The sequence below is a fragment of the Vulcanisaeta sp. JCM 16161 genome, assembly GCF_001316285.1.
On the sequence record NZ_BBDO01000009.1, the window covers coordinates 65875 to 86782 of the forward strand.

The window sequence follows — 20908 nt, forward strand, 5'->3', positions numbered from 1 at the left end:
AGTATGTACTCGGGATCCGCTGAGTCGGGGTTATCTAGGAAGTCTGTGGTCCATGCTCAATGCCGTGGTCATAGGCAAGTATTATTGACTTACCCCTCCTCGCGAATGTCCTCAGGAATTTCTCAATTAATCCTGCCATCAACTACCTCATTGATTAAACCCATATTTAATATGTGGATGTTAGAAATGTATTGTTGGGTATAATGATTACACCACTTCTATGCATTATTACCCTCGATGTTTATTGTGATACCGTAGATATCCCTAATTTGTTTAAGTAGGTCGTTAACCATGAACCTAAGTATTTCAACACCAACCTCAGGCCTTATGAGGTCTCTACGTAACAAACCAACAACACCCGTATCACTAACATCAATAGTCCTAACAAGGTTTATATTGCCATTAACCTCAGCATCAATGATCCTATCCCATCTAATGAGGTCCCTATTTATCGCAGCAATCAACGATGTCTCGACGGAATCCGCATGGCCAAAGATGGGAAGTATTTCGTAATGTAATCAACGACTCTCTTATTATATACGTAATAATGATAGACCCTGGGCCTAACCCTTGAGTAGTTCCACTCCTTAACAACTATATTCAGGGCGTCGACATTACCACCATGACCATTAACAAACACAACGCCAATGGGGCCATGCGGATACACTCTCGACAAAGTCAAGGAGATAATGAACCAGGCTTTCAAAGCGAACCCACGTAGTACCTGTGAAGCCTACGTGCTCCATCGATGAACCAACGGCAATTAATGGGTAGAGCAAAGCCCTATCCTGCATTTTTCGCTCGGCCTCAGTAGCCACGTAATTCGCGATTATGGAATCCGTACCCAGGGGTAGGTGGGGCCCATGCTGCTCGATTGACCCAATTGGCACAATGATTAGTGGTCCTTAGGTACTTCACCACGTGTTATCTCCAGTATCCTCATATGATAACGTTAAATGTATTATTATTAAAAGCCTGCGTTTAATCCCCGTATCTTCACCTTAACGACCTCCCTAGTATACGGACCAAGCGCGTTGCCGAGTATTCTCTGCGTGAATCTATCGAAGGCACATACCTCACTACTTGTCGGTAATCCGCATATCCTACATAGGCGAGTTTCATTACTCACTTGACCATCTGCCCTACTTATTACCATGTATGAATCAATGTTCCTAACAATGCCCCTTAGGAAACTCAGCTTAATGCCTGGGTGCGTTCTCTCGAGTTCATTAAACATAGTCTTCAACTGGTCCTCCAACACGTTCCTTGGCTTGTACGGACAGGGCTGCGCAACAAAGGGTAGCTGCGCAGCTATTGAGTATAGCAGGGTCTCCCTCTCGTAGGTCTCGTATAATGGCCGTATGTGGGCCACGCCGCCCTTCATGGTCTCCGTTCTCGGTATGAGCTTTACCAATGATCTATAGTCATGAATTAATAACGCCTTTAACGCATATGCTGCAATGTCATCCGCGTGGTGGCCTGTGGCCACTGAGGATGCGTTAAGCTCCACAGCCGCAGCATTATAGATGTATCTCCGGGTTAAACCACATATGGAGCAGGGAGGTCTCCCAGACCTATCTCTGTGAATTACGTCAGGGAAGTCCATGTTAAATAATTCTCTGTATGTAATCAATACTAGTGGCGCGCCCGTCATCCTAGTCAATTCCTCAACGGCGGACCTAGCCTTCTCTGAGTAATTGGGTATTCCCTGATCAATGTGTAGTGCGACCAGGTCAAACTTGAGGTCCTTTCTAAGCTCAGAGAGTACTTGAAGCATTGTAGAGCTATCCTTGCCGCCTGATATCGACGCCATTACCGTATCGCCACCCTTAATCAATTTGTACTCCTCAATAACCTTACCGACCCTCTTCCTAATAAACTCGATAAAGTGCTCCTTACACAGCGTTAGCCTTGCATACGGTATTCTCACAAAGGCCCTCCTACCACAGATACTACACCTACCAGGTATTGACTCCCTAACAACCCCAACAACATCACCAGCACGGAGACCCCTACCCAAATCATCAATAAGGGTGCCATTGACAAAAACATGGGTGGCATCATCAGCCCCAACGGCACTTAACAATTCCTTAACACTCATAGAACCAGGACTAACCAATGCATACTTACCCTCCTGAACAAACTCAACCCTAACAGACATGGTGAGAATCAATAACTAAAATGCAATCGCCTTAAAAATAATTGAGGTGTTTAGGAGGACTGGGTCTCTTGTTGTGTTGAAGGTGGTTCCTGAGGTCGTGGAGGGTGGATTGATTGGTGATAAGTCGCTTTATGTATTTCTCCGAGAATTGGTGTATCACGACATTGCGGAGAAGGTCGATGGTGAGAACGTGATCGCAGACCCAATACCCAGGAAAGCCATACTTAAATTATGACACTACCTTTAGACTGATTAAGCATCCCGGTCTCATTCATAGCGCAGTGTCTGAGCTGGCGGTATTCTCATGGCCCTTATCGCGGGCACCAATGCAGCTATTACATTTATTGCTATGGGCAGTACGAATATTGATACTATATCAAGCGGTGTCAGTGCTATGGGCAGCATTATCGATGATGGCGCGGCGCCAGCAGCCCTTCCCGGACCGAAGGCCGGCCTCATGAGTAATGATGGGCTTGGGAAGGCGCTGATTATGACCATGAGGAGTGCAGTGCCTATGACAGACCCAATTATCGCTATTATTGCAGCCTCAATAATGAGGAGTAGTGGTATTGACCTTCCGCTGAAGCCCACAGCCCTCATTATTCCGAACTCCCTGGTCCTTTGTATTACGTTTATCATCATTGTGTCGAACATCCAAATGCCAATTATTATGAAGCTTATCCCGGCTATGAAGGCCAGGAAGAGCTCGAGCACGGTGAAGAACTGGTTAATGCTTGATAGTAGCGTCGATAGGTTTAGCACCTGGTCCATCGGGAATAGGGCCTTCAACTCATTGGTGACGTAGTTAATGTTTTTTGGTGAGTCAACATAGACTATTATACCATTAACGATGCCCGATGGATCGAATTGCGATAAGAACGTGTTTTCATCAATGAATATGGCATTGTTTGGGTTTAGCCTATGATGCCAATACCGCTTTGTTGCATTATGGCGCCTATCGTGTAAGTTAGTTGGGAGCCGCTTGGTGTTGTTATCACCATTACCTGCCCGGGATAGGCAATTTGCTGGCCGGTGCTTGTGAAGGCGATGTCGTAACCAACTAGGGCCAGGCCAGGTGATAGTACCGGGGCGCCAGCAATATGGCATTTCTCAGTGAGGTCACTCCGTATAGTTGCATGACCTCCTGCTCCGTGGCCCCTATTATTGTTGCCGTGACATCATGGCCATTAATATCAACCCTGGCCACGGTCGAGAGTATCGGTATTGCATTTGTTACGTGTGGTATGTCCATGACCTCGTAAACATCGGTAAGCGTTAACTGGGAGTTCTGCCCTGGAAATAGGAATACGGTGTTCGTCCCAAAGACCCTCTCGAAGAAGCTCGTTGTTAATGCCTTATAGCCCTGCCCAAGGCCTATGGCTAGGCCAAGGCTACTATGGCTATTATTATCCCAATAATGGCGCCTATAGTCCTACCCCTACGCTCCCACGCCGCGCTCCAGGCCAGTCTAAAGTAATCGCTAACCCTCATGAGGAATCACCATGCTTTCTACGCAGGAGTAGGACTACTACGGTTATTATGATTACAGCAACTACGGCTAATGTAATTATTACGTAGGTGAAATAATTAATCCTGTGGAACCTATAGTAATTAGTGCCTTGTTGACCGTATTGGGAAGCGTACTGCGTGATTAATGTGGCGTTCCTAATCACGGTTATTGGCACCGTGTAATACTGCACGTGTTGCTGCCCGAATTGGTCTATGTACTGTATTTGGAAGGTTATTGTTGTGTTCATGGCACTAACGACGCTAAAGCTGAAGGCCACGGCGCTCAATTGCTGGGGGTTCAGCGTGCCCATGTAGGTGCTTGACTGACTAATCATCTTAATGCCGGGGCCCGGTATTGCGGTTATGTTTAGGTTGTATGCCGGCACTGGGCCTGTGTTGACGAAGTTCAGCGACACGGAGCCCGCCTCACCAATCGTTAATGGGGTTGGCGCCACCTGGTAGCCTGTGATTAGTATTGATGGTTCGTTAAGCACGGAGAGGGTTATGGAGCCCTGGGCACTGCCAGGATACCCACCGGTGTATTGGTAGGTCAGTGAGTATGTTATGGACGCCGAGGATGAGGTTATTGGCACGGCAATGGGCACATATACATAGTCTGTGGATCCGGAGGGTATCTCGCAATATCATACGTAGTATTGCCCGTTAGGCTTAATCCCTGGGTTGATGCTATGACTAATGTCACGTTATAGATGGGTACGGGATTAACGTTCTTAATACCAACAATTAACTTACCCGAGCCGATCCTCAATGATGAATTGACTGGATAAACAATGACCTGGCTTGAGGATACCGTAGTAACGCTCATGCTTATTGAAATACCTCCACTGACGGTATTACCGCTTTGATCAAGCCCTGAGTAGCTTATGGTCATCGTTACGGGGCCACCACTAATTGGTAATATGTACAGAGTCACGGTGTAGTTACTCCCTGGATTTAATGTGCCGATTACCAAGGTGCTGGGACCCACGGTTAATGTGGCGCCATCAATTCCCACGTTGGCCTGTAGGTCGTAAATTGGCCCACTACCATTATTACTTATCACGAGCTCCACCGGATTAACCAGGTTACTAACCAGGTACTGCATATTAGTGCGCACCGTGATCATTGGAGAGCCGTAGATGACCAGTGGGAAGTTTATGTTCATTGAGCCTGAGCCCGCCACCTGTATGTACGTGGTTACCTGGGCCCTCGGTGATGTCTCGTACTCGGCACCCCAGCTTATGGTTAATGTTGATTGGCAATTAATGGGTAATGTCGAGTTTATTAGGTATGTGACCGTGACTTCCTGCCCAGGGTTTAACCAACCAATGAATACAGGGTTTTGTGAAACCACGGTGCCGCTGCAGGGCGTTAGGGAGAACTCGGTGTTGTACAGGTAGTAGCCACCTATGTATATTAGTGTTATTGAGACCTTGGAGATGCCGGTAATCGTTGGTGATGGTGTTGATGAAATGCTGACTATTGAGAAGGGTGGTGCCGTGTTTGAGTACTGCTGTGCATGTGCCAGGGGTATTAAGACCAGTAATGCGAGTAGTGCCGTGATTATTAATGCGTATTTATTAGTTATCATTTTCGACATCGGGATTGAACCACGAACGCCCTTTATAAACCATACTCTCTTTACAGCGGGTATCGTTGTTACAGTTTCAATATATGGGTGCTTGGTGAGTATGTATTTTAAAGAGGTGCCGTAGTAACTGCTGTGTCGTTTATTGAGGCCAGGGATGTGTGGAAGTACTACGGTGATTACCCAGCGCTCCGTGGTGTGAATCTGGAGGTTAATGAGGGTGAGTTTAGGTGTGTGGTTGGGCCTAGCGGTAGTGGTAAGACGACTCTTCTAAGCCTAATAGGTGGTTTGGACAGGGTTAGTAGGGGTTACCTGAGGGTCGGCCCCTATGAACTGCATAAGCTCAGCAATGCGGAGCTTGATAGGTATAGGAATGAGCTTGTGGGCTTCGTGTTTCAATTATACTACTTAATACCTAGGATGACTGTTCTCGAGAACGTCGAGCTACCACTAATAGCCAGGGGTGTCGATCCAGGCCGGAGGAGGAAACTGGCCCTGGAGGCCCTTGAAATGGTCGGCCTTAGGGATAAAGCCAGGAGAAGACCCAACGAGCTTAGCGGTGGTGAGCAGCAGAGGGTTGCGATTGCGAGGGCCATTGTGGCCAGGCCAAGGCTTTTACTGGCGGATGAACCCACGGGCAATCTAGACAGTAGGACAGCTATGGTTATCATGGAAATATTCAGGAGGCTAAACAAGGAACTCGGCATAACCATAGTGATGGTTACGCACAACCTCGAGTTAATAGGTAATTGCCACAGGGTTTCGAGAATAAGTGATGGGGTGATAACGAGGACATACGAGGTGCCGCAGATTCGTGAGGGTCTTGAGCAATTAATTAGGGAGTTAACCGCCGTTTAACGTAACCGCAATGCATTAATAAATTAATTGCGGGTGCGCCATTAATGAATGTTAAGTCATTATTGAGGATTACGGGTATTATCGGCTTTATCATGGCGGCCATAACCACCTACATATACATAGCCCACATACTCCTACCGGCAATAACGCCAATACTCATCCACCAAATCGAGTCGCGGTTGAGCGGTGAGGGCGTTGCAATAAGCCAGGGCGATATCTCCGGCTTTATCTCGTTCATGGGCATTGTAATGCCTATAACCACCCTCGTGGGCATGGTTATTGGTTGGTTAATAGAGGCCGCGGTCCTAATGGCACTACTCAGGGCATTCAAAATCAACGCAGGCTTCACAGACACCTGGCTACTCAGCGGGAATTACTTCTACGTGAGTGTGGTTCAGACAGCGGTTGTAATAACTACACCACTATTTGAATATTCAATAAATGCTGTGGCGGCACGACGAGGCATTCTGGGGGAGCCCATACTACTTGCCGTGGGTTTGGTATTCACGGTAGTTGGTTCATTACTCCTAGCCTACATATTCGCCAGGGCATATGGGACGAGCATCACCAAGGCATTAATACCAACATTAATAGCTTAGTAATCTTCTGGGCGCTATCAACAGTGATTTAGAGCCAGGCCTAAGGTAAACGTAGATGAAGGCCATCATTCCACGAACTTGCGTATCAAACCATAAGGACATACGGCGTTATTGGGCTACGATGGTTCAATCACTCTATCACCGCTCCATATATGGCGTCAATGCCCAGTTGCCTAGCCCTCTCTAGGGCTTCCTTATCGATGTTCACAGCCACCATTAACACCTTCTCGGCCCTCCTGTTGAGGATTTTTTTTCAATAATCCTCGCCTTATCAAAAAGCCACTCAACATCCTCCAACTCCGCATGCGACTTGACCTCAATTAGATAAGTCTTATCAACATGTATGTAGACATCTATCTCAAGCCTAGCCCCAGGCCTGTAGTACCTACCATCAACGTCAGTATACACAAACCTCTCAACCTTACCAGGCTCAATACCCCTCTCCTCCAGGGCATGCCTATAAAGCTCAAGGACAACCCTCTCCAGGTCACGACCCCACCTCCTACCCAGCGAACCCATGGCAACCTTAAGCTCACCAACAGACTTAACGAGTTCCTCGAGAATCCTCTCATGATCCTCAAGTCTCCTATTTACCTCATCAAACCTCCTGTTGAATTCCTGAAAGCCGTACTTAACGTAATCCGCTAAGGCCTTAATGGCGTCGGCAATCACCCTCATATCCTCACTACGGGACTCCTCAATAGCCCTCCTCACGGCCCTCTCCACAACCTCCTCAAGCTGCCTAAGGTCTATTGAACTCACACATTAAGTTTGGCACAGTGCATTAAATAGTTTTCATTAATAATCACCATGAGAAACACGAATCTTCAATTGAAAACAGCTCTTGTGGTGTTGCGGTAAATTTATATTTTTATTAATTAAATTACTAAATTACTTAGTGTTATGAGGCTATCAGGACAGACGTGAATAAACTATGGGAGGAGAATAATAAGCTGTGGCAGGAGGTTAGGAGGATTAATGAGAACATAGAGAGGCTATGGCAGGAGAACAGGAGAATCAACGAAAACATAGAAAAACTATGGCAAGAAAACAACAAAATATGGCAGGAAATAAGGGGTATTAGGAGGACTTTAGAGCATGTGACGTTATCAATAGAGGAGGAGGCTAATGATGTTGTTCAGTACTTCCTTAGACAGAAGGGTGTTGCTGTGGAGACTAGGCCTACACATTTTAATACTAAGTACGAGTTTGATATTTATGGGACTAATGGGCAGTTGACCGTGGTCGGCGAGGCCAAGACTAGGGCTGGTCCTAGCACCGTTAGGAGGGTTGTTGAGAAGATAAATGATGCTGTTAGGGCAATGCCCGACAAATTCCCTGGAAAGGTCATTAAGGTCATCTACTGCCTAAGGCAATGCCGGGCGCGGTCGAGGAGGCTAATAGGCTTGGTGTTTGGTTCCTTGAGTCTGGTAGGGAGAGGAATTCACCGAGCATTTAATGATTTGGCTTGGTAATATTCAATTCCTTTATTAGCTTAATTAGGGATTGGACTGGGGTACCACTGCTCGTGTCCACGCAAGCTAGGTTGAGGGACTTGGCCAATGCATTATATACTACCCACTGCCTCGGTAGTGCCTTTGCGGTTTGTTCACGGCCTTTACGCTTAATTAATGTCTTAAAATCGGCGATTATGAACACGTTCTTACAATGTCTGAGCGCCAACGCCAGCGTCGCCCTACCCCACAGCGTCTTGAGGAATCCAGGCTCGGTGGTTATGCAGACCCACACTAGGAAGTCCAGGAGACCCCTCTCGCCAATCACGGTTTCGTAAAAACTGGGCATTATGAACCTGAAGAACCAATTAGGTAGTACTGATGCGAATTCGAGGAACCACCAAAGGGGCCTCAGGTTCCTCGGTATTGAAATCCCATAATATGGATTATCAACACCCCTCATACTTGGGAATAGCGCCAGGAACCTAGCCAGTAGTGATGCCGCCATGTGCGAACCCCTAATCCAGGAAATCCTAACGTAGTCGTCCTTCATCACGTACTGGGCAAGTAATTGCGCCAGTGTGCTCTTCCCAGACCCATCAGCCCGAATAGGCATATCCTATCATGACCCATCGACAGCACCTAAATAAGTATATACTTAACATTTTTCGTTATTAATTAGTTCTTAAAACACTAAACAAACATTTATACTTTGTGATTGTTTTTACTAATCAACATAGTGGCTTTCAATCTTAATTCTCAATAAAAATCCTCAATGAATAAAAATAATCAATAATACCTTAAAAGCTCGTCATTTGGCCACCTAATACGTACGTTACATAGCTCTTCATGTCTCTTAAAACCTTAGTAAGTGCATGAATATGATCATTATTCTGTCAATATATGTCAATTAAATTTATTCAGAATCAGAAATTTTTATATACTTAAAATTACGTACATGAACCTTGCTGGCTTGGATCTGTTGTTCCTGCCCTGCCTTCTTCCTGTTTGGTCCTATTATTCCGGCTATTAGGTGTCCTTCGGCTATCCACGTGAAGAATAGCAGTTTATAGGCGTAGTCCAGGAGTTCCTCCCTACCCGTCTCTCGGAATTCCTTAATCATGTGGTCCGCGATCTCCCTAAGCGTCTTCACATCGTCCCATGTGTATTCCTCGTAGCTTAACCGTTATTAGGTACCTTAGCTTCTCCTCATCCTCCTTCGTGTAGTACTTCGTCCTGGCAACGGGCACCATTGATAGGTAGCCCCTCAATGCCGTGGCCTCGGACTGCGTAATAACGTTTTTAATGGCTAAAACATCAATTAATGTATTACTGAAGCTGAGCATCGATCGAGAGAGTTCATAAATATTGACCCTAATACCACCGAGTTCGCTCTCAATATTTGCAAGCCTCCTCTCTACATTCTCAAGCCTACCCTCAAAATTACTAAGTCTAACCTCAACATTGCTCAACCTCCTCTCAACATTATCAATCCTACTCCCAAGGCTCTCCCTAACCTCCTCAATCCTACTTCCAAGTCCTTCTTCAACCTTACTAATTCTATCCTCAAGCCTATTCAGCCTATCCCATAGTAATGCCGTTAGTGGTCCAACAACCGCCGCCACGCTGCCCAGCATGCTCAGTATTGTCAATACATCAACCATTAATTACCAATTAACTTAATACATCTTAATTAATAAACCCTTATCATACACCTGCCAGGTTCGGAGTTGATTCTTCATGAGACCGCCATGTAATTATTCCCTTTGGTACTTCGACCTGCCTAGGTACTGATTTCATGAGCACTTATTGATTGAGTTAGTACTTTAGGTGGTATATTGCGGTAATTGAATGAGGGCCACCGCTTTTTAGTGATGATTTTGATCTCTAGGCAGGGATTACTGCTGTTGCTGGGCTTTCTGTTGTTCCTGCTTTGTCTCCTCCTCAAGCTTCTTAAGCTCCGCCTCAATCTCCCTCTCAATCTCCTCAATGGGCTTTGGCGGCGGTGTTGTGGCTAGTGCGTAGCTACCCAGGCGAGTATTCCGAAGACCACGATTATTATTAGCGTATCGGTTATTTGAAGCACCAGAGTTGTGTATGGTGTGAAGAAAGTCAGGTATATGTAGGCAAGTATAATCACTATTGATGCCACAAGCAACCCAATACCAACCGCCTTATCCCTATTCATTAAATTCCACATGAAAAGGCAATTAATAAGCATTACTTTTTTTTCAACCCATCGAAACTTTTAACACATTAACAATGATTACCGCCATTAAATAAATAATTATCATAAAATATTGAGTAACTCATTTATTATCCTCCAATCACTCATCATAGTAATCAACGAAAATGATTAAGGGCATAGCCTAGTAATCATGTTCATCAATGGATTCGAGGCATTCTTACGTAACGTCAGTATAAACATCAACACCCAACTCCCTGGCTAGTTCCGCGGCCTTATCATCAACGTATGGAGAGATGATCACAAGCCTAGGCTTAACACCATTAACCCTCTCATAAAGCCTACCAACCCTCCAGAACTCCGCAACATCACCCCTGGAGATGCTTGACTTAACCTCAACGAGTATGTGCGTACCATCCCTAATTACCAGGTCAACATCAACAATAGCCGGATGCCCATAAACCTCACCGCTAGTGTCGTTATATGTCCATTTCTCAACCCTGGCCGTACCGAGTATCTTCTCGACAATGCCCTTCATACCCTCCCTAAAAGCCTCCTCAGAAATAACACTCCACCTGGCACCTAATGCATCCAACTTCCTATTAAAGGCCATTATTGACTTATTGAAGTCCTCCCTCAAATTCCTCAACTCGGTCTCAATAGCCTCAAACCTCTTATACGCCTCCTCCCACCTCCTATTATTCTCCTCCCAAAGCCTATTATTCTCCTGCCACAACCTGTTTTGATCCTCCCTCAAAGCCCTAACCTCTCCCCACAGTTTCTCCTGACCCTCCGCAAGCCTCTGAACGGTCTTCACCAACTCACTAACCGCACTAATTAATTGCTTGATTGAAGATTGAACATCCATAATCCCAAGTAAACCAACCACCGCCAATCTAAACACCTCATCCTCCCTCAACAAACGCAAAAACTCGCTCCTAAGGTCTTCCCTCATTCCTATTCTTACACTATGGTGCTGAATTAATAAATCTAGTGGAATCACCATAAATTGCATTGATTATGAGGAGCCTTTCATATCTTCGTTCTTGAATAATGAATAACACTATTAATATTTATTAATTACTATGTTATTGAGTCATTAATGATCAACTACTGGAATGACCTGCAGGTCATTAGGAGAAGGAGACCCTTGGTTCATCATCTGATGAATTACGTGGTTATGAATGATGCGGCAAATGTGACCTTGGCCGTTGGCGCATCACCAATAATGGCGCACGCCATTGAGGAGGTTGAGGAGTTGGCGGCTAAGGCTGATGTCGTGTACATAAATATTGGTACGCTTGATGATAGGTGGGTTGAGTCCTTCCTATTGGCTGGTAAGGCTGCCAGTAAGAATAATGTGCCCGTGCTCCTAGACCCGGTTGGTGCAGGCGCGACTAGGTTTAGGACAGAGACCGTGCTTAGGATCCTCAATGAGGTTGAGGTTAGTGTGCTTAAGGGTAATGGTGGCGAGATGATGGCCCTGGCAGGCGTGGCCGGCATGGTTAAGGGCGTGGATTCATTGGGCGAGGCTAACCTTGATATTGCGGAAAAACTGGCTAGGGAGTACGGTGTTACGGCAGTGATCACAGGCCCTAGGGACTATGTGTCAGATGGTAAGAGGGGTGCAGTTGTTAGTAATGGAACGCCAACGCTACAGTACATAACGGGTAGTGGCTGTATGGTTGGTTCAGTAATTGCAAGCTTCATGGCCGTGAACAGGGACTTCCTGGTGGCCTCGGTGGAGGGCCTAGTCACGTTTGAGGTAGCGGCTGAAAAGGCTGAGAAAAGATCCTCAGGACCGGCATCATTAAAGGTGAACTTAATTGATGAATTATACAATATGAGACCTAGTGATTATGAAATGGCTAAGGTCGAAATTAAAGAGTAATTGATATAATCGGTTCAGGTAATTCCTTAAAATATTGTATCCCCCTTCAATAATCAATGAAGGCAGTTGTTGTTTATGAGAAGGGTAAGTACGAAGTACGTGACGTACCAATACCGAGGCTTAATGAGGGTGACGTACTAATAAAGATAAACTACGCGGCACTGTGTTACCGCGACCTACTTCAACTCGCTGGTTATTACCCAAGAATGAGATATCCCGTTATCCTAGGTCATGAAGCCGTCGGCGTCGTGGTCGAATCCAGGGACCCAAGGTTTAAGCCAGGTGATAAGGTTGTGCCGCTGCTTCATGAGCCAGATGGCACCTGTGAGTTTTGCATGCGTGGGCTTGACTCATATTGCGTCAATGCGCTTAGCTATGGTGAGAATATTGATGGCTTCTTCGCGGAGTACGCAGGGTATCAGGTAATGCCCTGGTCAAGGTGCCCAATGGAGTTCCTGACGAGTTAGCCTCATTCACCCCCTGTGTTGTGGCCATGGTTTATAAGGGCCTTAAAAGGGCGGGACTAACATATGGCGAGACCGTTGTTGTGACCGGGGCAAGCGGAGGTGTTGGTATTCACGCGGTTCAATTGGCCAGGGCATTGGGTGCCAGGGTTATAGCTATTACGAGGTCTCCTGATAAGGCCAGGTTTATTAGTCAATTTGCTGATGAGGTTATTACCGAGCAGAGGTTTAGTAAGGTTGTTAAGGACTTAACGAATAATGTCGGTGCTGACGTTGTTATTGAGGCTGTGGGAACACCCACACTTGAGGAGTCCCTGAGGAGTTTGCGTTCTGGAGGTCGCGTGATAATCATAGGGAATGTAAATCCTGACGAGATTTATCAATTAAGGCTTGGCTACCTAATAATGAAGGATATAATAATGATTGGGAATGTTAGGTCGAATAGGTCTGACGTTGTCGAAACGTTTAAATTACTAAGTAGGGGATTGGTTAAGCCCATAATAGCTGCCACATACTCGCTAGACAGGTTTGGTGATGCTCTGGAGTTCATGAGAAATAATTCCAGGATTGGGAAGATACTCATTAAACCTTAATTCATTAATATATCCGAATACTTCTGAATCTTATTGAATTAAATATGTGAGCTTATTTTCACGTTATCAATACATATTCTACAATAGGAGAAGGCTTAATAAATAGGTCCTAAAGGGTTTAGTGTAATGCCTATGGACATAATGTGGGTTATTGGTGGACCGCAGGGTGGTGGCATTGATACTGGCGCTAATGTCTTCATGAGGGCTGTTGCCAGGGCCGGCTACTACGTAATTGGTGATAGAGAGTACTTCTCAAACATTAAGGGTAGGCATAGCTACTTCATGGTTAGGGTTAGCGATGGGCCAAGGGGAGGCCTACTAAGCACGATAGATGTCTTAGTGGCCCTCGATGCTGAGTCCATGTTCACGCACTTCCAGGATGTTAAACGTGGTGGCTACGTAATTGTTGATACGTCAACATTCAACACAAGGCTTGATCAATTACAGTACATGGAGGATGAACTCAAGGAAAGACTTAGGGAGTTCTTTAGCAAGGCAGGTATTGAACCCACGGTTAAGGGTGTCATTGATTACCTTAGGAATAATGGCGTTAATGTATTAACCATGCACTACGCGGACCTACTTCAGGAGGTTAAGAAGAGACTCCATGACATTGACCTTCCATCATTAATTGGCAGGTACTCAAACGTGGTCATGACCGCCTACTCAACCGCAATAATGGGCCTACCCATTGATTACGTGTTTAAGGGCCTTGAGGACGTGTTCACGGGCAGGAGGGGTAAACTACTTGAGTATAATAAGGCCATTGTTGAGGTTGTTTATGACTACGCAAAGCCCATTAAGTCGGGCATATCACTACAGCCAATAAAGAGGGATGTGAGGGCAATAATCGTTAATGGAAATGAGGCAGTGGCAATAGGAAAAATACTTGGTGGGCTAAGGTTCCAGACGTACTACCCAATAACGCCCGCAGCTGATGAGTCATTCTTCATAGAGTCCCACAACATAGTCAGCCTAGACCCAGTGACTGAGGAAGCCAAGGCCTGGAGAAGGCGGGTATAGTGGTTGTTCAGACCGAGGATGAGATATCGGCAATAAACATGGCGATTGGCGCTGGGATAGCCGGCGCCAGGGCGGCAACTGCAACCTCAGGGCCTGGACTGAGCCTAATGGTTGAGGGCGTGGGATTTGCGGGAATGAATGAGGTGCCTGTCGTGATAACGCACTACCAGAGGCTGGGCCGAGCACCGGCATGGCGACGAGGAACAGCCAGTCAGACCTGAGGTTCGTGATGCACATGGGGCATGGCGAATTCCCAAGGATAGTAATCTCATCGGGTGATCATAGGGAGGCCATTGAGGATGCGTACAAGGCTCTTAACTGGGCCGAGAGGTATCAAATGCCCGTTTTCCACCTGGTTGATAAGACCCTAGCCAATTCATACTCAACGATAGTCTGGGACATTGATAAGAAGACCCTTAAGATCGATAGAGGATTAATAGTAACTAAGGATGAGAATGACTATAGGAGGTTTAGGATAACGAAGGATGGGGTATCACCGAGGTCAATACCTGGCCTAGGGCCAATATTCTGGTTAACAGGTGATGAGCATGACGAGTTTGGCCACATAACGGAGGACCCAGTAACGAGGACGGAGATGTATGAGAAGAGGATGAGGAAGCTTGAACTTGCGGACAGGGAAATACCAATTACGGATAAGGCAAGGCTTTATGGGCCGGAGAGTGCGGACATAACCCTAGTTGGTTGGGGTTCAACGAAGGGGGTCCTGCTGGATGTCATGGATATGCTAAGCAGGGAGGGCTACAGGGTTAACTTCCTGCAGCTTAAGATGTTCATACCATTCCCAAGCGATTTCGTGAGGAATGTCCTGGGCAAGGGTCAGTTAATAATTGATGTTGAGTCGAATTATGAAGCACAGGCTGCCGGTATAATTAGGGAGAAGACGGGAATTGAGATCAAGCACAAGGTCGTTAAGGTCACTGGAAGGCCCATATTCGTTGATGAGGTCTACGACGCGTTAAGAAGATATTAAAGGATAGGGATGAGAAGATAATACTAATGAAGGGGCCCTGAAACCACTTAGATTTAAATAAATTGATTTTCCAATTTTTAAAATATTTATACCAGTATTCCCACATAAGTGGCCATATGAAGGCAGTCACGGTTGTCCCAGGCATACCGGAATCATTAAGGTTAATGGACGTACCCAAGCCAAACCCCGGCAAGGGGCAGGTCCTACTAAGGCCAATTAGAGTTGGTGTTTGCGGCACCGATAAGGAGATAATCGAGGGTAGGTATGGCAAGGCGCCCGAGGGTAGTCAATACCTAATCCTTGGTCATGAGGCGGTTGCTGAGGTTGTTGAGCTTGGTGATGGTGTGGATAATGTGGGTGTTGGTGACGTAGTCGTACCAACAGTGAGGAGACCACTAAATTGTGACTTGCCCGTGGACTTCTGCCCAGTTGGTCATTACCTTGAGCACGGTATATGGGGATTGCATGGTCATGCCGCCGAGTACTCAGTGACGGACGCAAAGTACCTAGTCAAGGTTCCCAAGGAGATAGTTGACATCGCCGTGCTCACCGAGCCTCTCTCCGTTGTTGAGAAGGGCATTGACATGGCCATGAGGATTGGACAGGCAAGGTTTGACTGGAGACCAAGGACTGCCCTAATACTTGGCGCCGGCCCCGTCGGGTTATTGGCCACCATGGTCCTTAGACTAATGGGCCTAAGCACTGTGACGACAGCCACAAGGCCGCCGGACAGTCTAAAGGCGAAGCTCGTTAAGGAACTTGGCGGTACGTACATAGACTCAATGACCGAGCAAATAAGCGGTGAATTCGACGTAGTTATCGAGGCCACTGGATCACCGCAGGTGATTAGTGAAGGGCTTAGGCACGTGGCACCCAATGGCGTGTATGTACTGCTTGGCGTATACCCAGGCGGTGGCTCCCTGAACAACCTTGGTGAGTTCATGACCAGTGTCGTGCTCAATAACAAGGTGATCATTGGCTCCGTGAACGCGGGGATTAAGCACTTCGAGATGGCCCTGGAACACCTGAGAAGGGCTAAGGATGAGTTCAATAATTGGCCGGCCAAGTTAATAACCAAGAGGGCAAATCTAAGTAATTACCAGGAGGCTTACACGTGGACTCATGACGATATAAAAACCGTGCTGGAAATAACTCCCTCATAAAACGTCAATTCTCACAATTAAGGCGTTTACCCATACCTAATCCATCATAAAGGAGTTTACATCCCCTAAGCATCTCCTTAATGACTGGGTCATCAACATCATCAGCACTAAGCACGAGTAAGTCCAGGAATAAACCCTCAGGCTTCAATGAACGAAGTCTCAATAACTCACTACGCACATCAGCCACATGCTTAAGTATAACCGCAATATCATAGTCACTACTGGGTAGATAATCACCGCGCGCCTGGAGCCAAATAGTACGATTGTGCTCTCGGGAACCTCTTGAACAAGTTTATTCACGTATTCCCCAAGGAGCTTATCACCCTCCTTAACGTACCTAGCCAGGTCCTTAGAAGCCGACCTAATGAATTCGATGATTCTTCTTGCATACTCCACACACCTAATTGCGGTATCCCCATTATAAACCCTGGGTTTCCTACCAGGATACCTAGACAGGGTATACTCACCACTCAGCGCGTCAGCATAAACATATAACTCCGCAGAAACATCAATGCCCAACGACTTAATAGTCTCAACAATTCAGCTAAGTCATGCGTGAATGGATACGTACCTGCCTTAGCTAATAAGAAACCCTTTAAATAAAGCTCAGCCGCTTGCTGGGCCTCGAAGCACGAGAGCCAATAAAGCCCATCCCTAATGTGGTTCTCCGCATCCCTTAGGAACGCATCGCCCTTCTCAACCCACTCACTGGGTAAATTCATAATAATTATAATTTTATATATGGAACACATCTATATTAAAGCATAACTTACGAGAAAGTGGAATAAAATGGGTAAGTATAATAGGTTATTAAGGGCTCTTGATAAAATGCATTCGGGATTTCCATGAGGATAACCGATGTGATTACGTACGTGGCTAAGGCATACGTTGGAAAGCCAGTCACAGGTTTCAGGGGCTTTTATGAGGATGTTGCCTCAAGGATTAGTCATGGCTTCACGGCAGTATACGTCAAGGTGGTGACTGATGAGGGGCTGGTTGGCTGGGGTGAGGCAATTGCCAGGGAGGCTCCTGAAGCCACTGCAGCGGTCATAAATAACCTATTCAAGCCCATGCTCATTGGTAAGGACCCGCTGGATAACGAGGTTCTTTGGGAGCAGTTATTCTCGGCAATGAGGATCCGCGGCCACTACGCGGGTTACTACGTTGAGGCCTTGTCCGGCATAGACCTGGCCCTTTGGGACATTAAGGGTAAGTACTTTGGGAAGCCCGTGTATAAGTTGCTCGGTGGTGCCTTTAGGGATAGGGTTAAGGCCTATGCATCATCAGTGCTCTTCATGAGTCCTGAGGACACCGTTAAGGAGGTTGAGAGGCTGGTCCAGGAGGGGTTTAAGTACGTTAAGGTTAAGATTGGTAGGGGTTATGACATGGATAGGGCGGTGATTAAGGCCGTAAGGGACTCATTGGGTAATGAGGTCGAGATAATGGTTGATGCTAACACGGCCTATAACGTATCTACGGCAATTAAGGTCGGTAGAATGCTTGAGAAATATGACGTGCTCTGGTTCGAGGAACCGGTACCACCTGACAATATCGAGGCCTACTCAAGGATTGCCAAGACCCTCGACATACCAATAGCCGCTGCCGAGACCCTATTCACCAAGTATCAATGGCTTGAGTTCATGGTCAGGGAGGCCGTTGATATCGTAATGCCCGACATAGCGAGGGTCGGTGGTATAACGGAGGCCATGAAAATAGCCGCCATGGCGGATGCCTTCGGCATACCCATGACATTCCATGTTGGGTTATCAGGGGTTGGATGCAGGGCTGCAACACTTCAATTCGTGGCATCACTACCAAGTCACATAACCTTCACCCCAACCTACGAATACTACTATGTCGAGAGAAACCCACTGGCTTATGAAATAACCAATGAATCGGTGGAGGTATTTAGGGGAGATGATGTGGAAATACCCAATAGGCCAGGGCTTGGCTTTGAATTAAATGAGGAGAGACTAAGGAAGTACATTGTCTAAATCCATGCCTATGGTAAACCCGTCCTTAATAACTTCGTTATGCATTCACTCAATTTCTTAATAAGCATGAGAGCCCTCTCCCTACGTAGGTCAAGCTCCCAACCCCTGATTCAGCAGGCTTAGTGACCTAGAATACCTACTCTTTAGTAAAGGCCTACATGAATATGCGCTTAAGCAATTTAGCAGGGAACATGCCATTAAATTTCTGAGACATGGATTTTGAGAAACATAAGGCGTTGTTGAATTACTCATTAAGGAGGATAATATCTTGATATTACTTGATAAGGTAAGTAAGTTAATAGGAGACGCTGTGGTGGGGCTTAGGTGCTTCGTAAACGCAGTAAATAGTGATAATGTTTAAAAATATAGTTTCTTAATAGCCAAGGGACCTCTATGGAATATCTGGATTCGTAAGGCGTAAGGTCAAACTTGATGGTTATCTTAACCTAGCCGTGAATAATCATCGCTTAATCGGTGGTTATTATGCTCTCTGAATTGAGGCGTAGCATTGATAATATTGATGAGGAGCTAATAAGGCTAATTGGAGAGAGGATTAGGCTCGCTACCGAGATTGGTAGGGTTAAGAGGAGCCTTGGGTTGTCTATTATTGATAGGGATAGGGAGGGCGAGGTCATTACCAGGTGGGTTGAGGGACTGGGTAGGTTTGGTGTTGATGTTGAGACCGCCATTGGGATTGCCCAATCAATAATTAGGGCTTCAACAAGGGCTCAGTTAGTTAATAGGCTTAATATTGGCGTGACAATAATCGGTAGTGGCAGGGTTGGTAGGACATTGGCCAAGGCACTTAGTGCGGTGCTGATGTGGTTCTTCAGAGGCATGATGAGGAGCCCGTGCCTAACGATATCGTAATACTAGCCACTAAACCCACCGAGAACTCACTAAACATATTAGTCAAGTACTCGGTTAGGCTCAGGGACTCCATCGTTATGGACACGTTCTCCGTCAAGACACCCATGTTTAGGCTCATTGAGGATGAGTCGTTGAGACATGGCTTCCACTACGTAAGTGCCCACCCACTCTTTGGCGAGTTGGACAATCCAATTGGTGAGACTGTTGTCCTAATACCATCAAAAACCAGTGGTGATGGGCTTGGCATGGTTAAGAACCTATTCGCAGGCGCTGGCTTCAATGTCGTGGTTCTGGGCAGTCCTGAGGAGCATGATAGGCTTATGGCGTATATACAGGTGGCGCACCACGTGTTACTACTGACCTATACATGGCATTAAGGAGGGTCGGCCTTAGCCTAGACACACCACTCGCAACTCACAGCCTTAGGTACACACTTAAGGCAATGGAGAGGGTTTTGGAGCAGGTTGAGGTGAGCAGTGAGTTGTTCAGATTTAATCCATACTCGAGGAGTGTGGCTGAGGAGTTGGGTGATTTATTAAAGGAGGTTATTGAGGGGCTTGGTAAGGGCGATATAATGGGGGTGTTGAGCATGATAATCAGGGTATCCAGAGATAAGGTTGATAACGTAGCAAGCCTACTGGATAAGGCTGGGGTTAGGTTCAGTGTCGTTAGGATTTATGGGGATGACCTAGTAGTTACTTGGCCCGACTTCAAGGTTGATACTAATGCTGTTAAGTCCGTGGATCCGAATGCCATTATTATCGAGGTTAAGACCAAGTACCAATTAGCGAGTAATGTCTGGAGGAATAGAACAATCGTTGACGTTAGCGGTGTTAGGATTGGTGGTGATGATATTATTGTGGCCGCGGGGCCATGTGCCGTGGAGAGTTATGAGCAGGTTAGGGATACGGCAATTGCCGTTAAGGATGCTGGGGCTAAGTTACTTAGGGGTGGTGCGTTTAAGCCTAGGACGAGCCCGTATAGCTTTCAGGGGCTTGGTATTGATGGATTAAAAATACTTAGGAGGGTTGGTGACGAGGTTGGCCTACCCATTGTTTCTGAGGTCATGGACACTAGGATGGTGAAGACAGTGGCCGAGTACGTGGACATGCTACAGATAGGCGCGAGAAACGCCCAGAACTTCGACTTACTTAAGGAGGTTGGAAGGGTTGGTAAGCCCGTCCTCCTAAAGCGTGGCCTTGGTAACACGGTTGAGGAGTGGTTGCAGGCGGCCGAGTACATACTCCTTGAGGGTAACGGCAACGTGGTACTTTGTGAAAGGGGTATAAGGACATTCGAGCATGCCACCAGGTTCACCCTGGACCTGGGCGCCGTTGTTGCGGTTAAGAAATTGACACACCTACCAGTCTGTGTCGACCCATCACATCCGGCGGGTAGGAGGGACTTGGTAATACCACTTGCCCTTGCCGCAATAGCCGCGGGTGCGACATGCTCCTTGTGGAGGTTCACCCAAGGCCCTGGGAGGCGCTGTCGGATGCGGAGCAGCAGCTGACCTTTGAGATGTTCAGGGAGTTGATGGTTAAGGGTAGGGAGGTGGCTAGGGC

Annotated in this window: 27 protein-coding genes and 4 pseudogenes; 15 read left to right on the top strand and 16 right to left on the bottom strand. The window is 46.6% G+C overall.

Translation table 11 applies throughout. From position 1 onward, the window contains the following. Positions 1 to 218: 218 nt before the first annotated feature. The 4 genes from JCM16161_RS11560 to JCM16161_RS11570 all read right to left on the bottom strand — a co-directional run bounded on the left by JCM16161_RS11560 (position 219) and on the right by JCM16161_RS11570 (position 2161). The gene (locus tag JCM16161_RS11560; protein ID WP_054855924.1) at positions 219 to 464 is read right to left on the bottom strand and encodes a hypothetical protein; all 246 of its coding nucleotides are present in this window, start codon (positions 462 to 464) and stop codon (positions 219 to 221) included. Further along, positions 461 to 640: a creatininase family protein gene (locus tag JCM16161_RS11565; RefSeq protein WP_243671520.1), complete on the bottom strand. Its 180-nt coding sequence runs from the start codon at positions 638 to 640 to the stop codon at positions 461 to 463. Before JCM16161_RS11565 ends, JCM16161_RS11560 begins: the two co-directional genes overlap by 4 nt. Continuing rightward, positions 630 to 890, bottom strand: a complete 261-nt coding sequence (locus tag JCM16161_RS18615) for a creatininase family protein (protein ID WP_243671521.1) — start codon at positions 888 to 890, stop codon at positions 630 to 632. Before JCM16161_RS18615 ends, JCM16161_RS11565 begins: the two co-directional genes overlap by 11 nt. 77 nt (positions 891 to 967) lie before the next feature. Continuing rightward, positions 968 to 2161 (bottom strand): adenine nucleotide alpha hydrolase family protein, encoded by a 1194-nt coding sequence (locus tag JCM16161_RS11570; RefSeq protein ID WP_054855926.1) that lies wholly within the window; start codon positions 2159 to 2161, stop codon positions 968 to 970. Positions 2162 to 2207: 46 nt separating this feature from the next. Here JCM16161_RS11570 and JCM16161_RS11575 point away from each other — a divergent pair, with 46 nt between their 5' ends. Continuing rightward, positions 2208 to 2396 carry a hypothetical protein gene (locus tag JCM16161_RS11575; protein ID WP_054855927.1) on the top strand — a complete coding sequence of 63 codons (189 nt, stop codon included), beginning with the start codon at positions 2208 to 2210 and terminating at the stop codon, positions 2394 to 2396. Positions 2397 to 2428: 32 nt separating this feature from the next. Here the strand turns inward: JCM16161_RS11575 and JCM16161_RS18620 are convergent, their stop codons facing one another. From JCM16161_RS18620 to JCM16161_RS18635, 4 genes are all read right to left on the bottom strand, one after another. Further along, positions 2429 to 2950, bottom strand: a complete 522-nt coding sequence (locus tag JCM16161_RS18620) for an FtsX-like permease family protein (protein ID WP_243671522.1) — start codon at positions 2948 to 2950, stop codon at positions 2429 to 2431. 271 nt (positions 2951 to 3221) lie between these two features. Beyond that, positions 3222 to 3413 (bottom strand): hypothetical protein, encoded by a 192-nt coding sequence (locus tag JCM16161_RS18625; protein ID WP_243671523.1) that lies wholly within the window; start codon positions 3411 to 3413, stop codon positions 3222 to 3224. A 235-nt stretch (positions 3414 to 3648) separates the two neighbouring features. Further along, entirely contained in the window at positions 3649 to 4275 is a 627-nt protein-coding gene (locus JCM16161_RS18630; protein ID WP_243671524.1) for a hypothetical protein, read from the bottom strand. Next, complete coding sequence (locus JCM16161_RS18635) at positions 4254 to 5270, bottom strand: hypothetical protein (RefSeq protein WP_243671525.1); 1017 nt, start codon at positions 5268 to 5270, stop codon at positions 4254 to 4256. The genes JCM16161_RS18630 and JCM16161_RS18635 overlap by 22 nt, the downstream gene beginning before the upstream one ends. Positions 5271 to 5393: 123 nt before the next feature. Between JCM16161_RS18635 and JCM16161_RS11590 the strand changes: the two genes are divergently transcribed. After that, positions 5394 to 6116 (top strand): ABC transporter ATP-binding protein, encoded by a 723-nt coding sequence (locus JCM16161_RS11590; RefSeq protein WP_054855928.1) that lies wholly within the window; start codon positions 5394 to 5396, stop codon positions 6114 to 6116. Positions 6117 to 6160: 44 nt separating this feature from the next. After that, positions 6161 to 6715, top strand: coding sequence for a hypothetical protein (locus tag JCM16161_RS11595; RefSeq protein WP_243671526.1), 555 nt, complete (start codon positions 6161 to 6163; stop codon positions 6713 to 6715). A gap of 130 nt (positions 6716 to 6845) precedes the next feature. Here the strand turns inward: JCM16161_RS11595 and JCM16161_RS11600 are convergent. Continuing rightward, a pseudogene (locus JCM16161_RS11600) lies at positions 6846 to 7477 on the bottom strand (DUF3782 domain-containing protein). A 161-nt stretch (positions 7478 to 7638) separates the two neighbouring features. Between JCM16161_RS11600 and JCM16161_RS11605 the strand changes: the two are divergent. Then, entirely contained in the window at positions 7639 to 8190 is a 552-nt protein-coding gene (locus JCM16161_RS11605) for a hypothetical protein (protein ID WP_243671527.1), read from the top strand. On the opposite strand, the gene JCM16161_RS11610 is transcribed toward JCM16161_RS11605, so the two are convergent. The 5 genes and pseudogenes from JCM16161_RS11610 to JCM16161_RS11630 all read right to left on the bottom strand — a co-directional run bounded on the left by JCM16161_RS11610 (position 8171) and on the right by JCM16161_RS11630 (position 11309). Beyond that, positions 8171 to 8785, bottom strand: coding sequence for a thymidylate kinase (locus JCM16161_RS11610; protein ID WP_243671528.1), 615 nt, complete (start codon positions 8783 to 8785; stop codon positions 8171 to 8173). The two genes, JCM16161_RS11605 and JCM16161_RS11610, sit on opposite strands and share 20 nt — an antisense overlap. A gap of 300 nt (positions 8786 to 9085) precedes the next feature. Continuing rightward, the gene (locus JCM16161_RS11615) at positions 9086 to 9322 is read right to left on the bottom strand and encodes a hypothetical protein (RefSeq protein WP_054855929.1); all 237 of its coding nucleotides are present in this window, start codon (positions 9320 to 9322) and stop codon (positions 9086 to 9088) included. Beyond that, the gene (locus JCM16161_RS11620) at positions 9309 to 9833 is read right to left on the bottom strand and encodes a hypothetical protein (RefSeq protein WP_054855930.1); all 525 of its coding nucleotides are present in this window, start codon (positions 9831 to 9833) and stop codon (positions 9309 to 9311) included. The genes JCM16161_RS11615 and JCM16161_RS11620 overlap by 14 nt, the downstream gene beginning before the upstream one ends. Before the next feature lie 234 nt (positions 9834 to 10067). Beyond that, positions 10068 to 10357: pseudogene (locus JCM16161_RS11625) on the bottom strand (transcriptional regulator). Positions 10358 to 10574: 217 nt separating this feature from the next. After that, positions 10575 to 11309: a DUF3782 domain-containing protein gene (locus JCM16161_RS11630; RefSeq protein WP_054855931.1), complete on the bottom strand. Its 735-nt coding sequence runs from the start codon at positions 11307 to 11309 to the stop codon at positions 10575 to 10577. A gap of 147 nt (positions 11310 to 11456) precedes the next feature. Between JCM16161_RS11630 and thiM the strand changes: the two genes are divergently transcribed. The 7 genes and pseudogenes from thiM (at position 11457) to JCM16161_RS11650 (ending at position 16479) form a co-directional block, all read left to right on the top strand. Further along, positions 11457 to 12245, top strand: coding sequence for a hydroxyethylthiazole kinase (thiM, locus tag JCM16161_RS11635; RefSeq protein WP_054855932.1), 789 nt, complete (start codon positions 11457 to 11459; stop codon positions 12243 to 12245). 56 nt (positions 12246 to 12301) lie between these two features. Then, positions 12302 to 12712, top strand: coding sequence for an alcohol dehydrogenase catalytic domain-containing protein (locus tag JCM16161_RS18640; protein WP_243671529.1), 411 nt, complete (start codon positions 12302 to 12304; stop codon positions 12710 to 12712). Then, positions 12685 to 13302 (top strand): zinc-binding dehydrogenase, encoded by a 618-nt coding sequence (locus tag JCM16161_RS18645; protein ID WP_243671530.1) that lies wholly within the window; start codon positions 12685 to 12687, stop codon positions 13300 to 13302. Before JCM16161_RS18640 ends, JCM16161_RS18645 begins: the two co-directional genes overlap by 28 nt. A 126-nt stretch (positions 13303 to 13428) precedes the next feature. Further along, on the top strand, positions 13429 to 14325 hold the full coding sequence (locus JCM16161_RS18650) for a 2-oxoacid:acceptor oxidoreductase family protein (RefSeq protein ID WP_243671531.1): 897 nt from the start codon (positions 13429 to 13431) through the stop codon (positions 14323 to 14325). A 38-nt stretch (positions 14326 to 14363) separates the two neighbouring features. Continuing rightward, positions 14364 to 14872: pseudogene (locus JCM16161_RS18655) on the top strand (2-oxoacid:acceptor oxidoreductase subunit alpha); the annotation flags it as partial. 195 nt (positions 14873 to 15067) lie between these two features. Further along, entirely contained in the window at positions 15068 to 15316 is a 249-nt protein-coding gene (locus tag JCM16161_RS18660) for a hypothetical protein (RefSeq protein ID WP_243671548.1), read from the top strand. Between the two features lie 116 nt (positions 15317 to 15432). After that, positions 15433 to 16479: a glucose 1-dehydrogenase gene (locus JCM16161_RS11650; protein WP_054855933.1), complete on the top strand. Its 1047-nt coding sequence runs from the start codon at positions 15433 to 15435 to the stop codon at positions 16477 to 16479. Positions 16480 to 16483: 4 nt separating this feature from the next. On the opposite strand, the gene JCM16161_RS18665 is transcribed toward JCM16161_RS11650, so the two are convergent. Then, positions 16484 to 16657, bottom strand: coding sequence for a hypothetical protein (locus tag JCM16161_RS18665; protein ID WP_243671532.1), 174 nt, complete (start codon positions 16655 to 16657; stop codon positions 16484 to 16486). Further along, a pseudogene (locus tag JCM16161_RS18670) lies at positions 16639 to 17201 on the bottom strand (HEPN domain-containing protein). The gene JCM16161_RS18665 and the pseudogene JCM16161_RS18670 overlap by 19 nt, the downstream one beginning before the upstream one ends. Positions 17202 to 17324: 123 nt before the next feature. Between JCM16161_RS18670 and JCM16161_RS11660 the strand changes: the two are divergent. The 4 genes from JCM16161_RS11660 (at position 17325) to aroF (ending at position 20856) form a co-directional block, all read left to right on the top strand. Beyond that, on the top strand, positions 17325 to 18473 hold the full coding sequence (locus JCM16161_RS11660; RefSeq protein ID WP_054855935.1) for a mandelate racemase/muconate lactonizing enzyme family protein: 1149 nt from the start codon (positions 17325 to 17327) through the stop codon (positions 18471 to 18473). A gap of 483 nt (positions 18474 to 18956) precedes the next feature. Further along, entirely contained in the window at positions 18957 to 19343 is a 387-nt protein-coding gene (locus tag JCM16161_RS11665; protein ID WP_243671533.1) for a chorismate mutase, read from the top strand. Next, positions 19295 to 19720: a prephenate dehydrogenase/arogenate dehydrogenase family protein gene (locus tag JCM16161_RS11670; RefSeq protein WP_243671534.1), complete on the top strand. Its 426-nt coding sequence runs from the start codon at positions 19295 to 19297 to the stop codon at positions 19718 to 19720. The genes JCM16161_RS11665 and JCM16161_RS11670 overlap by 49 nt, the downstream gene beginning before the upstream one ends. Continuing rightward, a complete protein-coding gene (aroF, locus tag JCM16161_RS11675) occupies positions 19711 to 20856 on the top strand; it encodes a 3-deoxy-7-phosphoheptulonate synthase (RefSeq protein ID WP_243671535.1) in 1146 nt (381 codons plus the stop codon). The genes JCM16161_RS11670 and aroF overlap by 10 nt, the downstream gene beginning before the upstream one ends. The last annotated feature ends 52 nt before the right edge of the window (positions 20857 to 20908 follow it).

Coding starts and splice junctions, on each gene's coding strand:
- JCM16161_RS11570 (WP_054855926.1), bottom strand. CDS start 2,161: ATGTCTGTTAGGGTTGAGTTTGTTCAGGAGGGTAAGTATGCATTGGTT.
- JCM16161_RS11610 (WP_243671528.1), bottom strand. CDS start 8,785: ATGCCTATTCGGGCTGATGGGTCTGGGAAGAGCACACTGGCGCAATTA.
- JCM16161_RS18625 (WP_243671523.1), bottom strand. CDS start 3,413: ATGGACATACCACACGTAACAAATGCAATACCGATACTCTCGACCGTG.
- JCM16161_RS11660 (WP_054855935.1), top strand. CDS start 17,325: ATGAGGATAACCGATGTGATTACGTACGTGGCTAAGGCATACGTTGGA.
- JCM16161_RS18635 (WP_243671525.1), bottom strand. CDS start 5,270: ATGTCGAAAATGATAACTAATAAATACGCATTAATAATCACGGCACTA.
- JCM16161_RS11650 (WP_054855933.1), top strand. CDS start 15,433: ATGAAGGCAGTCACGGTTGTCCCAGGCATACCGGAATCATTAAGGTTA.
- thiM (WP_054855932.1), top strand. CDS start 11,457: ATGATCAACTACTGGAATGACCTGCAGGTCATTAGGAGAAGGAGACCC.
- JCM16161_RS18640 (WP_243671529.1), top strand. CDS start 12,302: ATGAAGGCAGTTGTTGTTTATGAGAAGGGTAAGTACGAAGTACGTGAC.
- aroF (WP_243671535.1), top strand. CDS start 19,711: ATGGCATTAAGGAGGGTCGGCCTTAGCCTAGACACACCACTCGCAACT.
- JCM16161_RS18660 (WP_243671548.1), top strand. CDS start 15,068: ATGCTAAGCAGGGAGGGCTACAGGGTTAACTTCCTGCAGCTTAAGATG.
- JCM16161_RS11630 (WP_054855931.1), bottom strand. CDS start 11,309: ATGAGGGAAGACCTTAGGAGCGAGTTTTTGCGTTTGTTGAGGGAGGAT.
- JCM16161_RS18650 (WP_243671531.1), top strand. CDS start 13,429: ATGCCTATGGACATAATGTGGGTTATTGGTGGACCGCAGGGTGGTGGC.
- JCM16161_RS11620 (WP_054855930.1), bottom strand. CDS start 9,833: ATGGTTGATGTATTGACAATACTGAGCATGCTGGGCAGCGTGGCGGCG.
- JCM16161_RS11665 (WP_243671533.1), top strand. CDS start 18,957: ATGCTCTCTGAATTGAGGCGTAGCATTGATAATATTGATGAGGAGCTA.
- JCM16161_RS11595 (WP_243671526.1), top strand. CDS start 6,161: ATGAATGTTAAGTCATTATTGAGGATTACGGGTATTATCGGCTTTATC.